The organism is Bacillus sp. TH13 (assembly GCF_016651175.1).
GTDB classification, from domain to species: domain Bacteria; phylum Bacillota; class Bacilli; order Bacillales; family Bacillaceae_G; genus Bacillus_A; species Bacillus_A thuringiensis_S.
Map to the genome: position 1 here is coordinate 127,999 of NZ_JAEKEJ010000025.1, position 13,225 is coordinate 141,223.

Here is a 13,225-nt window from a genome sequence, read left to right on the forward strand (position 1 = left end):
GTTATTCCACCTCCGTCTCCATAATCATTTCATTTTCTAAAATATTTCCTTCTTCTTGCATACCAAACTGTACATTACGTTCAATCCATTTACGGCGCGGTTCTACTTTATCGCCCATTAACGTTGTAACACGACGCTCTGCTCTTGCTGCATCATCAATTTTCACGCGAATTAATGTACGCGTTTCAGGATTCATTGTTGTTTCCCATAATTGATCCGCATTCATTTCACCAAGCCCTTTATAACGTTGTAACATATAGCCTTTTCCAACTTTTTTCGTTACACCGTCTAATTCCTCATCTGACCAAGCGTATTCAATTACCTCACTCTTACCTTTTCCTTTACTTACTTTGTATAAAGGAGGAAGTGCGATAAACACTTTACCAGCTTCGATAAGTGGCTTCATATATCTGTAGAAGAACGTTAATAACAATACTTGAATATGAGCTCCATCCGTATCGGCATCGGTCATAATTACAACTTTATCGTAGTTAATATCTTCAACATCAAATTCATTTCCTACACCGCCGCCAATCGCATAAATGATTGTATTAATCTCTTCATTTTTAAAGATATCAGCAAGCTTTGCTTTCTCTGTATTAATTACTTTACCACGTAACGGTAATACGGCCTGGAAACGACGGTCTCGTCCTTGTTTCGCTGAACCACCGGCAGAGTCACCCTCTACTAAATACAATTCGTTTTTCTGAGGATTACGTGATTGTGCAGGTGTTAACTTCCCACTTAACGTACCTTCTGATTTTTTCTTCTTCTTACCACTACGTGCTTCTTCTCTCGCTTTACGAGCAGCCTCACGTGCTTGCGCTGCTTTAACTGCCTTTCTCACAAGAAGTGTAGCTACATCCGGGTTTTCCTCTAAAAAGTAAGCTAGATGCTCTGATACAATGGCATCAATAGAAGAACGAGCTTCACTTGTACCAAGTTTCCCTTTCGTTTGTCCTTCAAACTGAAGTACTTCTTCTGGTACACGTACAGAAACGATAGCCGCTACACCTTCACGAATATCTGTACCTTCTAAATTTTTATCTTTTTCTTTTAATAATGAAACTTTACGAGCATACTCATTGAACACACGCGTCATTGCTGTTTTAAATCCAGCTTCGTGTGTTCCACCATCTTTTGTACGTACGTTATTTACAAACGAAAGAATATTTTCTGAGTAACCATCATTAAACTGGAATGCTAGTTCTGCTTCAATCCCGTTTTGTTCACCAGTGAAATATACAACTGGGTGAATTGAATCTTTTTCTTCGTTTAAATATGAAACGAAAGCTTCAATTCCTGTTTCATAATGAAATATATCTTCTAAATCATTACGTTCGTCTTTTATCGAGATTTTCATTCCTTTTAATAAGAATGCAGATTCACGTAATCTCTCACATAATGTTTCATAATTGTAATTTGTCGTACTAAAAATCGTTGTATCTGGTTTGAAATGCATTGTTGTACCAGACTCTTTTGTTTTCCCGATTTTCTCTAACGTTGTTGCAGGAATGCCACCATTTTCAAAGCGTTGTTCATAAATGTTACCATCACGTTTAATTGTTACTACTAACCATTCTGACAAGGCGTTTACAACTGATGCCCCAACGCCGTGTAAACCACCACTCGTTTTATAGCCACCTTGGCCAAACTTACCACCTGCATGAAGTACAGTTAAAATAACTTCAGGTGTAGGTTTCCCAAGTTTATGCATTCCCGTAGGCATTCCTCGCCCTTTATCTATAACGCTAATACTATTATCTTTATGTATTACGACAGAAATTTCGTCGCCAAATCCCGCTAACGCCTCGTCAACGGAGTTATCTACTATTTCATATACTAAATGATGCAATCCACGGCTATCCGTACTCCCGATATACATACCCGGGCGTTTTCGAACGGCTTCAAGTCCTTCTAACACTTGAATCGCATCTTCATTATATTGGAACTGATGCTTCGCCAAACTCCTTGCCCCTTTCCTAATCCAAAATCAGAACATATGTTTCTATTATAGAATAACGCCTCGACTATAGTTTTGGCAAGTTATCTTATCTCTTTTATACACCATTTTCAATAGAAAAATCCTTGTTTTCTCACAAGGATTCCTCTAGGCTACTATTTCAGAAAAATAATCGTTTGTCAACGAGAAATGGATATGTATTCCAAGATTACACATTCCAAACCTTTATTATGATCCAAATGATCAAAATCCAAAATGGGATTACAAATAACAATCCCCAAAAACAGCCTTTAAAAAATCTCATGATGAACACCTCGTTCATCGGCCCTACTTATCTATAATGAGGGCTGAATCAATCTTTCTAACTTTAAGTCTATACTATTTTGTCATCGCATGTTCTACTTTAATACAACGATCCATTATTACAGTATAGTCTTTTTCTTTTAAAAGTTTATATGTATCTTCATCTTGTACTCCTAATTGTGCCCAAAAAACATCTGCATCAATCTCGACAAATTCTTTTGCAACATCCTTTAAAAACTCTGAGCGACGAAATACATTTACAATGTCAACGTGTTCCTTAATATCCTTTAGTGAAGAAACTGCCTTTTCTCCAAGCACCTCATTTACTGTTGGATTAACTGGAATAATGCGGTATCCAGCATCTTGCATTGCTTTTGAAACCATATACGATGTACGTTCTGGCTTATCTGATAATCCAACAACCGCAATTGTTTTGCTTTTCTTTAACACTTCACCAATTTCCGTACGAGTTGGGTTTTCAATTGTCATAATTAATCCCTCCTATTCCTTTAGTATAGCCGATAAAGAAAGTCTCTTTCAATATGAAAGAGACTTTCTTTTATTTCGATTATTGATTCTTTGTAGCTGAATTATCTGCTAAAGTAGCTGTTTTCGTCATTTTTTGACCGTTACGGTAGAATGTAACTTCTACTTTCTCGCCTACTTTTTTCTTTTCATATAAATATTTACGGAATTGAAGTGAATTTTCTACTTTTTGATCATCTAATGCTACTACAATATCATATTGCTCTAAACCAGCTTTTTCAGCTGGTGATATTGGGTAAATTTTACCTAATACAACACCATTAGTTACTTCTTTCGGTACTTTCAATTGATTGACTGCATAAGCTTGCACATCTTCTAACGAAACAACACCTACTCCAAGAGCTGGACGTTTTACTACTCCATCTTTTTCAAGAGATTCAATAACGGGCTTTGCAATATTAATTGGAATAGCAAATCCAATTCCTTCAACTTCTTGTTGTGCAATTTTACTTGAATTAATCCCAATTATTTCACCGTTTTGGTTAAATAATGCACCACCACTGTTACCAGGGTTAATCGCTGCATCTGTTTGAATAACTTGTGCTTGCCAATCTGGGCGTTTATCCCCATCAATATCAACTGGGATTTCACGTTCTTTACTACTGATTATACCTTCCGTTACACTTCCGTCAAATCCAAGTGGGTTACCGATTGCAATCGCTTTTTCACCCGCACGAAGTTTACTTGAGTCACCTAAAGTTGCAACTTTATTCACATTAGCCCCATCAATTTCAACAACAGCTAAGTCTAACCAAGGATCTTTCCCTACTAACTTTGCATCTACCTTTTTACCATCACTTAGTTTTACAGCAAGTTTATTCGCTCCATCTACTACGTGGTTGTTTGTTACAATATATGCTTTATTTCCTGCTTTTTTATAAATAACACCTGATCCTGAACCAGCTTGTTGTTCTTGACCTGTCGGTTGCATTGCAAATGGATCAACGCTTTGTTGCATATTAATAACACCTACAACAACATCTTTCGCTCCTTCAATCATACCAGGTAAATCAGTTTCATTTTTCGCTTTATTTACAACAGGAACTACAGTACCTTCTACTTTTGAATCCGAACTAAATGATGATACTGGTGCTCCATTATTTTGAGCCCATGGCATATATGGTGCTGCAAAACTAATCGAAACCGCTCCGACTACAGCTCCCACTAAACCTGTGAAGAAATAGCCTTTTTTACTACCTGATTTTCTCACTTCTCTCGTTTCACTATGCTCTTCATTTAAATTTGGTCCGTCGTAATATCCCATGTTTTATTTCCCCTCTCTGGTGAATTCGTATTTTCAGTATAGTCACGTTTTGTGTCCTTCTTGTGAACTCATCGTGAAATCCAATTAAAAAAATACTCCTATCTAACATTGTAGACAAGAAAAGTATTTTTTGTACATTCTACCTTCAAAAGAGAGTATAAAATCGCCATTTTCCTAGGCTAAATTACACAAATCGTTCTAGATTATTCTTCAAATTTATAACCAACTCGAATAACAGTACTGATATGCTTCGCTTTATCTCCTAACTTATTTCGAAGTTTTTTAATATGGGTATCAACCGTTCGGTCATCACCGTAATAGTCATATCCCCATAACTGGTCTAATAAATGTTGACGTGATAATACGATTCCTTTGTTCTCCATTAAATAAACGAGAAGTTCAAATTCTTTATGTGTCAATATAATTTCTTCTCCATCTACTAAAACAGTTCTAGATAGACGATTCACTTCTATTCCAGCTAAAGACATAGCATTTTCTTCCGCTACTCCTACCGCGCCATCCGCACGTTTCAATAACGTCTTTGCACGAGCTACTAACACTTTCGGGCTAAATGGTTTCGTTACATACTCGTCTGCACCTAATTCGAAACCTAGCAATGTATCATCCTCATCCGAACGCGCTGTCAACATAATAATTGGTACTGCTGATTCTTTTCTAATTCGTCTACAAACAGACCATCCATCTATTTCCGGTAACATAATATCTAACATAATTAAATCAATTTCATGCTCTGCAAATAACTCTAACGCTTTTTTTCCATCTTCTGCTTCGATTACTTCAAAGCCTTCATTACGAAAATAATCACTAACAATTTCACGTAATCTTCTTTCATCTTCAACAAGCAATACTGTTTTATTCATATAATCTATCCCGCCTTTTTACTCTTTCAATCGAATAATACGTTGATTGGAGCTTCCGCGAAATGGAAGTGTTAAATCTTTTTTCTCAATTTCAAACCTTCCATCGACTAAAACATCCCCATAATGTAACAACTCTATCATATCATTATTTTGAGAACTCTGTATCTCTTCTAACGTATAACCTGTATACATCCATAGGTTTTTTTTCAAATCTTTCACGATTTTTGCTACCTTTTTCACTTCAGCAGCTTGAAAAAATGGATCTCCACCTGAAAATGTTACATCAGTTAATGGATTACTTGCAATCTCTTTCACAATTTCTTCTACTGTCATTTCCGTCCCGTTGCAAATATTCCACGATTTTGGATTGTGGCAACCGACACAACGATGCGGACAGCCCGCAAAAAACACGACTGTCCGCAATCCTTCTCCATCTACTACACTATCATGAATAATATTCAGCACTTTCATTTATGTTTCACCCGATCTATCTCTTCACTACGTTTCGCACTATTCCACTTCGACATATCTCCTACAAGATAGCCTGTTATACGGCGAATTCTTTCTATATTAGCCTCATCTTCATTCCCGCAACTTGGACATTCATTTCCAATAACCCCGTGATAACTACAGCACTTACAACGGTCAACAGGATGATTAATTGAACCGTATCCAACGCCATGTTCTGCCATGGCTTGTACAATTTGTTTTAATGCCTTTTTGTTATGCATCGCTGCTCCGTCTAGTTCAATATACGTAATGTGTCCTCCATTACAGAGAGCATGGAACGGGCCTTCTAAACGGATTTTATTTATCGCTTGAATGTTATAATAAACTGGAATATGGAATGAATTGGTATAGTAATTATGGTTCGTTATACCGCTAATCACGCCAAATTCTTCTCTATCTTTTTTCACAAACTTTCCTGATAATCCTTCTGCTGGAGTTGCAATTATCGAGAAATTCAGTTGATGTTCTTCTGTCGCTTTATCCATTCTATCTCTCATAAAGGAAATAATTTCATACCCAAGTTTCCATGATTCTTCATCTTCCCCATGATGCTTTCCTGTTAAAGCTACTAAACATTCCGCAAGACCGATAAAACCAATACTTAACGTCCCTTGTTTTAAAATCGAAGCTACGGAGTCTTCAGGCTGCAACGTTTCTCCACCACGCCATACACCTTGTGAATATAAAAACTGAAAATCTCTTGCTCGCTTCGTACATTGATACACAAATCTTTCTAATAGCTGCTTAATTCCTAAATCTAAATAGTAGTTTAGCGCTTCAAAAAATGCTTCTTTTGAACCACTAATTAACGCTAATTTCACTAAATTAATAGACGTAAATGATAAATTCCCTCTACCAATCGCTGTTTCTTCTCCATGTATATTAGACATAACACGGGTACGACATCCCATGTAACATACTTCACTTTCTGGTCTTCCATCATAATGCACTGCATTAAACGGAGCATCTAAAAATGAAAAGTTAGGGAATAATCGCTCTGCAGTTGTCTCTAATGCTAATTCAAATAAATCGTAATTCGGATCACTTTCTTCAAAATTTACACCTTTTTTCATCTTGAAAATTTGAATCGGAAAAATCGGTGTCTCGCCTTTACCAAGTCCAGCTTGTGTCGCTTTTAATAGTTGTTTAATTAACATTCTTCCTTCTTTTGATGTATCTGTTCCGTAATTAATAGAAATAAACGGTACTTGTCCTCCGCCCCTACTATGCATACTATTCGAATTATGAACGAAAGCCTCACACGCTTGATACGTATCATTTTCCGTTTCTTTCCATGCGAATTCTTCTATTTGTTCTTTCGTAAGTGGATATGATTGTAATCGTTTTTTATGTCTCTCAATTGTTTTTCGTACATAAGGCGCTAAATCAATATCAAAGAGTGCAAACGATTGACCGCCATGCTGCATATTTTGATTCGCTTGAAAAATAATAGACGAAAGAGCCAATGCACTTTTAATGTCTTGTGGTTGTCTCATATGTCCATGTCCAGTATGAAAACCGTTAGCAAGCATTTGCGCTAACGGAATTTGCGAACAAGTCGTCGTTCCTGTCGCATAAAAATCTAAATCATGTGGATATAATATATTTTCATTTATCGCTTTTTTCACTTGATCTGACAATAAATTCTCAACAGCATAATATTTTGCACTCTCAGATGCGAACGTTCCCATTACACCCATTGGAGAGCGGCCGTCTACATTTGCATTTTCTTGCATTAAATCTTGTTCATTGCCGTGGACTATCGTCTCGAACACTTTCATTAATTCTTCTCCACGTGTATTATTTTGTAACATTTATAACCCTCCACCAATATGTTGTTGTCTTTTGATTAAAATGTTACTACATATAGTCTTGCTGTTTCTGTGAGAAATGTAACATTACTGTGAAATTTTTTTCACGAAATAATGAATTTTTCATTTACAAAAAAGAAATGTGCTCTTTACAAATGTATGGTACAATATACGGGAAAAACTCTTTTTACCCTTTATCAACACATTTGAATAAAGGAGACTGAACTTATGGTTACTACATATCTTTTATTTATCGTTGCCTACTTGCTTGGCTCGATTCCATTTGCACTAGTTGTTGGAAAAATTGGCTACGGAATCGATATTCGTGAGCATGGGAGCGGTAATCTAGGCGGAACAAACACATTCCGTACATTAGGGAAAAAAGCAGGTTTTACCGTTACAATTGCTGACATTTTAAAAGGGACATTAGCAACAAGTCTACCAATGATTTTCGGATTAGATATTCACCCACTATGGTTCGGGTTAGCGGCTGTTCTTGGACATGTCTACCCGATTTTCGCGAAATTCCGTGGTGGTAAAGCAGTTGCAACTTCTGCTGGGGTGCTATTATGCTATTCACCAGTTGTTTTTGCAATATTGGCTGTTGTATTTTTCACCCTTTTATTTACAACAAGATACGTATCACTTTCTTCTATGGTAACAGCAGTTGTTGCTGTTATTGCATCCATTGTTAGCGGGGATAAAATCTTCATTATTGCGATGTGTTTATTAGCAGGTATGGTTATTTATAAACACCGTGCAAATATCGGACGAATTATAAATAAAACTGAACCAAAAGCAAACTTTTCAAAAAAGCAAAAATAAGATCGTAACCCACATAACGCAAAAAGAAAACGTGAAGCATATTAATAGCGTCTTTTTGCGTTATTTTTTATACTAAAGAAAAAGCAACATAACTTGGAGGAACTATACATGAATCTTTCCGTAACAAAAGAAGCAGCACAATGGTATAAAAATGAATTAAACTTACAATTAAATGAAACACTACGCTTTTTCGTACAATACGGTGGTTGCAGTACTGTGCAAAAAGGACTTTCTTTAGGTATTCGTAAAGATGATCCTGCACACCCTGCTGTTCAAATTCAAGAAGAAGGTATTAATTTCTTTATTGAAGGCGATGATGAATGGTTCTTCGATGGACATAATTTATCTGTTACACTTGACGAAGGTGACGACTTCCCACAATTTAATTATGAAAAATAAAAAAGCGCGGCTTCTGCCACGCTTTTTTATTTTTTCTTAATTTCCTCATATTTCGCATACCACTCAGGATATAACTTTTTAAATGATACAGGGCGGAACCCTTCTTTTTTCGCACAAATATTCGTCGTACTTGCAGTAATACAAAGATCACCATCACCATTATATATTTCATATCCATATACAACGCGAAGTGGGCTCACAGTATCTACCCATGTTTTTACGATTGCCTTTTCTCCATAACGCATCGCTTTACGATATGAAATTTGTAAATCTAACACAGGAGAAATAATTCCTTCTTTCTCCATTTCAACATATGAAAAACCTAAATCTTGTATAAGTTTCGTGCGACCTAACTCAAGCCACACTAAGTAGTTTGAATGGTAAACAACACCCATTTGATCTGTTTCCGCATAACGGATTTCAACTTCATGTTCTGCTACAAACATATGTATTCGCCTTCTTTCACTTCTGCTACCTTGCATACATTTAATCATAATACAGTAACATCAAAAATAAAATAAAAACAGTGAATCTTTTACTGAAAGGAGCCAGCATATGATTCAAATTGTAACTGTCCGTAGTGGTGATAGCGTATATAGCTTGGCATCAAAATATGGATCAACACCTGACGAAATAGTAAAAGACAATGGACTAAATCCAGCTGAAACGCTCGTTGTTGGTCAGGCACTTATCGTTAATACGAAAGGAAATAATTATTATGTACAGCCTGGTGACAGCCTATATCGAATTTCTCAAACATATAATGTCCCCCTCGCTAGTTTAGCTAAAGTTAATAATTTATCTTTAAAATCTATTCTCCATGTCGGACAACAATTATATGTACCAAAAGGCACAAAACGAGCTGTAGAATCCATCGCTTATTTACAACCTTCAACTATACCGATTAAAGAGAGTTTAGTTAATGCTACACGTGCCATCAATCCATTTTTAACATACTTAGCTTATTTTAGTTTTGAAGCAAAAAGAGATGGCACATTAAAAGAACCTACTGAAACAGCTAAAATCGCTAATATTGCAACGCAAGGTAAAACAATCCCTATGCTCGTTATTACAAATATTGAAAATGGTAATTTCAGTGCCGATCTAACATCGGTTATTTTACGCGACGCAACGATTCAAAACAAATTTATTACTAACATTTTGCAAACAGCTGAAAAATATGGCATGCGAGACATTCATTTCGATTTCGAGAGTGTAGCACCTGAAGACCGCGAGGCGTATAATCGCTTTTTACGAAATGTAAAAACACGCTTACCTAGCGGGTACACATTGAGCACAACTCTCGTACCGAAAACAAGTTCAAATCAAAAGGGAAAATTTTTCGAAGCTCACGATTATAAAGCGCAAGGGCAAATTGTTGATTTCGTCGTCATTATGACCTATGACTGGGGATGGCAAGGCGGGCCACCGATGGCGATTTCTCCTATCGGTCCGGTGAAAGAAGTACTTCAATATGCAAAATCTCAAATGCCTCCACAAAAAATTATGATGGGGCAAAATTTATACGGGTTTGATTGGAAACTTCCATTTAAACAAGGAAATCCGCCCGCAAAAGCAATTAGCTCCGTCGCAGCTGTTGCACTAGCTCGTAAATATAATGTTCCTATTCGTTATGATTTCACAGCCCAAGCTCCTCATTTTAATTATTTTGATGAAAACGGCGTGCAACACGAAGTTTGGTTTGAAGATTCACGGTCTGTTCAAAGTAAATTCAATTTAATGAAAGAACAAGGTATAGGTGGTATTAGTTACTGGAAAATCGGTTTACCATTCCCACAAAATTGGCGTTTACTCGTTGAAAATTTTACGATTACGAAAAAGGGCTGACAAAAGTCAGCCCTTTTTTTCATATTACTGCTAAAAACTCATCTTTCATTTCCTCACAAAAAAGAAGAATGATAACATTCTCCTTTTTAACCGTTATCAACAATCGGTTGTTTACCTGTTTGATCTTGCATTTGCTTTCCTTTATTTCCACCAGCTTTTTTCGATTGTGTTCCAATATGATTTGGTGCAAAGTCTTTTGAATTTTTTTTCGGATTACCCATTACTATCGCCTCCTTAACACTAGTATCGTACTAGTGTTAAGAATTATTCAGCTTGCTTAAAAAGTTTCATTTCATAACGTTTTTCAATGCGCTCTTCAATGCGATCAATTGCATCACGATCGCTTAATAATTGTTGTTTATTTTCATTTACAAGTTCTTCAAACGATTTACGGCGACTTCTTCTCATGTTGTTCACCCTCTCTCCTTCGCTTTCTTATTACATAGTATGAGCAAACGAAAAACTCTTTAATCAGATTTGTAAGAAAATTTTATGTTTTAGTACTCCTAAAAAAACTCCGTGTACAATATATTGCACACGGAGTTTTTATACCATAACGTTTAAATACTCTTTCAACTTTTCATCTGCATTCATTTCATTTTCTTTATAATCATGAAGCGCCTGTAATACAAAATCATACTGTTCTAAAATATAACTTTCTAATTTCATAACATCCTCTAAGCTATTAAGCATAATTCTCGTATTACCAACTTCACTTTTTAACGCTGGTTCGCATTTTAAGCTTGTACATATTTCTTTCACACCATCTTCTAATATCTCTGTTAATACATATTTTTTTCGCCCTTTTACCTTTACTCTCATAACTGGATAAAAAGCTTTTATATCTAAATAACTTCCTACGTTCATACAACGTAGCCATTCTACATTACGTTTATTACATACAAGCATTTCTTTCACCGCTTCGTATACCGCAGTTTCATCAAGCACAGCCTTATTTACTTTTCGGTTCCCTTTTTCTTCAATAGCTGCACACTTTTGATAAACAGCAGCACACGTAATGCAATCGTCAAATGCATTATGAGAACTTAAACGAATTCCAAGGATTCGTTTTAACGTTTCAAGTTTATGATTAGGCGCATGCTTCATGTATTTCTTCGCTAAAAATACAGTATCAATTACTTTATTTTTAGGTTCAGGCAGCCCCAGCATATTTACATTACTTTTCAAAAAACGCATATCAAAAGAAGCATTATGGGCCACAATAACATTTGTATGTAAAAATGCTAAAAATAAAGGTAACACTTCTTCAATCGTCGGTGCATCTGAAACACGATAATTAGTAATGCCTGTTAAACTCGTTATTCGGTCCGGAATTGGCCGCTCTGGATTCACGTATGAAACAAATTGATCTACCAGTTCATGATTACGATATTTCACCGCTGCAACTTGAATAATTTTATCATTATAAGGGTTAAATCCTGTTGTTTCAAAATCAATTACAACATAATCTAACGGTAAGGATACATTCCCCACTCCATACACTCCTTTATCTCTAAACGATTATATTTCTTACATCATATCATGAAGTTATTACTACTTGAAAAAGAAAAGGCAGAAATGGGAACTCTCCACCTCTACCTTTTCACCATTATTTTAATTTAGCAACCCTTTTCTCCATCTCTTTTTGCGTCATCGGCCCAATAAACTTATCTTGAATGACACCTTTTGTATCTATAAAATACGAAGTTGGAATCGTAATTACTTTATACGCTGTTGTCACATCAATGTTCTTGTCCAATAAAATAGGAAAAGTAATTCCTTTTTCTTTAGCAAAATTGCTTACCTTTTCTTCCCCCCCACCTTTTTCTGAAGGCGTATAGTTGATTGCTAAAATTTCTACGTTTTCTTTATGTTCTTTATAGAAAGCCTCCATATCCGGCATTTCTTGTTGGCAAGGTCCACACCACGTTGCCCAAAAGTTTAAAATCACTTTCTTTCCTTTTAAATCTGATAGCTTTACATTCGTTCCATCTAACTTCGTTAATTCGAAGTCTGGCGCACTCTTCCCTATTTCAATACCATTACTTGCAATCATCTCTTTCATAGCAGCTTCACTTTGTTCTTGCTCCCCTTGTACCACCTGCTCTTTTTTACCAAACTGTTCATAAGCTGCATATCCCGCTAAACAAAGTAACACTACAATAATCGTAAGCTTCCGCCACATGTTATATCACCCTAACGTATTTATCTTCTTATAACTTAATCACTAAAATACTCTATACCTTATTTTAGCTTATACGGACAAGCTTGGAAATATTCACAGTCTAAATAATCAAAATATTCGTAATTCGCATGAAATATTTTCCTTTTTACCATATAATTAGAAATACATATGAAACCGGCGAGGTGATATGTATTTTACAATTGCTAATCAACCCGTTCACTTTACTATTACTATGTATTTGTTTGAGCAGTTTGCTATACAAATTTAAATTGGCTGCTATTATTATTTCTTTTACTGTCCCTTTTATATTTTTCATTATCGTCTCTGAATTTGACATACACCTAGCTTTACAAAGCTTTGATGCTTGGATCGTTTCTAGTACTGTTTATTCTGTACTTTCCTACATAACGGCAGCTTTAATAAGAAGAAAACGGCACATATAGAAATGTCAAAAAGGAGGATGTTTTTATGAATTTATTTGAAAAAATACTATTATATATTCTTAGTTTTATATTTTCCCCAATCGGCATTATCACTTGGATCATCTCGCTCTTCAGTAAAGATCCTGAAAAAAGGCGAGTGGGACGTATTTGCCTCTATATCGCTTTAATCTCATTTATCCTATTAGCTGGCCTTGGTGTTCTTACTTTCTTCACGACGACTACTACCACTACTATACAGTAGTTATAG

15 protein-coding genes are annotated in these 13,225 nt (G+C 35.8%); 4 read left to right on the top strand and 11 right to left on the bottom strand.

All coding sequences use genetic code 11. The features are described 5' to 3' along the window. Position 1 precedes the first annotated feature (1 nt). The 6 genes from parE to JFU02_RS08875 all read right to left on the bottom strand — a co-directional run bounded on the left by parE (position 2) and on the right by JFU02_RS08875 (position 7,281). Positions 2–1,966: a DNA topoisomerase IV subunit B gene (parE, locus tag JFU02_RS08850; RefSeq protein ID WP_001062191.1), complete on the bottom strand. Its 1,965-nt coding sequence runs from the start codon at positions 1,964–1,966 to the stop codon at positions 2–4. Positions 1,967–2,341: 375 nt separating this feature from the next. Continuing rightward, entirely contained in the window at positions 2,342–2,755 is a 414-nt protein-coding gene (locus JFU02_RS08855; protein ID WP_086407546.1) for a CoA-binding protein, read from the bottom strand. Positions 2,756–2,834: 79 nt separating this feature from the next. Then, positions 2,835–4,076 carry a S1C family serine protease gene (locus JFU02_RS08860; protein WP_000542642.1) on the bottom strand — a complete coding sequence of 414 codons (1,242 nt, stop codon included), beginning with the start codon at positions 4,074–4,076 and terminating at the stop codon, positions 2,835–2,837. 203 nt (positions 4,077–4,279) lie between these two features. Continuing rightward, entirely contained in the window at positions 4,280–4,957 is a 678-nt protein-coding gene (locus JFU02_RS08865) for a response regulator transcription factor (protein ID WP_001044680.1), read from the bottom strand. Positions 4,958–4,975: 18 nt separating this feature from the next. After that, positions 4,976–5,428 carry an anaerobic ribonucleoside-triphosphate reductase activating protein gene (gene nrdG / locus JFU02_RS08870; RefSeq protein ID WP_000866404.1) on the bottom strand — a complete coding sequence of 151 codons (453 nt, stop codon included), beginning with the start codon at positions 5,426–5,428 and terminating at the stop codon, positions 4,976–4,978. Beyond that, on the bottom strand, positions 5,425–7,281 hold the full coding sequence (locus JFU02_RS08875; protein ID WP_061665778.1) for an anaerobic ribonucleoside triphosphate reductase: 1,857 nt from the start codon (positions 7,279–7,281) through the stop codon (positions 5,425–5,427). Before JFU02_RS08875 ends, nrdG begins: the two co-directional genes overlap by 4 nt. Positions 7,282–7,506: 225 nt before the next feature. On the opposite strand from JFU02_RS08875, the gene plsY reads away from it, so the two are divergent. Further along, a complete protein-coding gene (plsY, locus tag JFU02_RS08880) occupies positions 7,507–8,103 on the top strand; it encodes a glycerol-3-phosphate 1-O-acyltransferase PlsY (protein ID WP_000258974.1) in 597 nt (198 codons plus the stop codon). A 108-nt stretch (positions 8,104–8,211) separates the two neighbouring features. Further along, positions 8,212–8,502, top strand: a complete 291-nt coding sequence (locus tag JFU02_RS08885; protein ID WP_001054441.1) for a HesB/YadR/YfhF family protein — start codon at positions 8,212–8,214, stop codon at positions 8,500–8,502. Between the two features lie 26 nt (positions 8,503–8,528). Here the strand turns inward: JFU02_RS08885 and JFU02_RS08890 are convergent, their stop codons facing one another. Then, positions 8,529–8,948: an acyl-CoA thioesterase gene (locus tag JFU02_RS08890; RefSeq protein ID WP_000495808.1), complete on the bottom strand. Its 420-nt coding sequence runs from the start codon at positions 8,946–8,948 to the stop codon at positions 8,529–8,531. Positions 8,949–9,057: 109 nt separating this feature from the next. Between JFU02_RS08890 and JFU02_RS08895 the strand changes: the two genes are divergently transcribed. Further along, positions 9,058–10,350: a glycoside hydrolase family 18 protein gene (locus JFU02_RS08895; protein WP_000614855.1), complete on the top strand. Its 1,293-nt coding sequence runs from the start codon at positions 9,058–9,060 to the stop codon at positions 10,348–10,350. Between the two features lie 86 nt (positions 10,351–10,436). On the opposite strand, the gene sspN is transcribed toward JFU02_RS08895, so the two are convergent. The 4 genes from sspN to JFU02_RS08915 all read right to left on the bottom strand — a co-directional run bounded on the left by sspN (position 10,437) and on the right by JFU02_RS08915 (position 12,535). Further along, complete coding sequence (gene sspN, locus JFU02_RS08900) at positions 10,437–10,571, bottom strand: acid-soluble spore protein SspN (protein ID WP_000527987.1); 135 nt, start codon at positions 10,569–10,571, stop codon at positions 10,437–10,439. 43 nt (positions 10,572–10,614) lie between these two features. Then, positions 10,615–10,758, bottom strand: a complete 144-nt coding sequence (locus JFU02_RS08905) for an FbpB family small basic protein (protein WP_001254699.1) — start codon at positions 10,756–10,758, stop codon at positions 10,615–10,617. A gap of 138 nt (positions 10,759–10,896) precedes the next feature. After that, positions 10,897–11,844 (bottom strand): 3'-5' exonuclease, encoded by a 948-nt coding sequence (locus JFU02_RS08910; protein ID WP_000528752.1) that lies wholly within the window; start codon positions 11,842–11,844, stop codon positions 10,897–10,899. Between the two features lie 115 nt (positions 11,845–11,959). Beyond that, positions 11,960–12,535: a TlpA family protein disulfide reductase gene (locus JFU02_RS08915; RefSeq protein ID WP_000269065.1), complete on the bottom strand. Its 576-nt coding sequence runs from the start codon at positions 12,533–12,535 to the stop codon at positions 11,960–11,962. A 468-nt stretch (positions 12,536–13,003) separates the two neighbouring features. Here JFU02_RS08915 and JFU02_RS08920 point away from each other — a divergent pair, with 468 nt between their 5' ends. Continuing rightward, positions 13,004–13,219 carry a hypothetical protein gene (locus JFU02_RS08920; protein WP_001047913.1) on the top strand — a complete coding sequence of 72 codons (216 nt, stop codon included), beginning with the start codon at positions 13,004–13,006 and terminating at the stop codon, positions 13,217–13,219. Positions 13,220–13,225 lie beyond the last annotated feature (6 nt).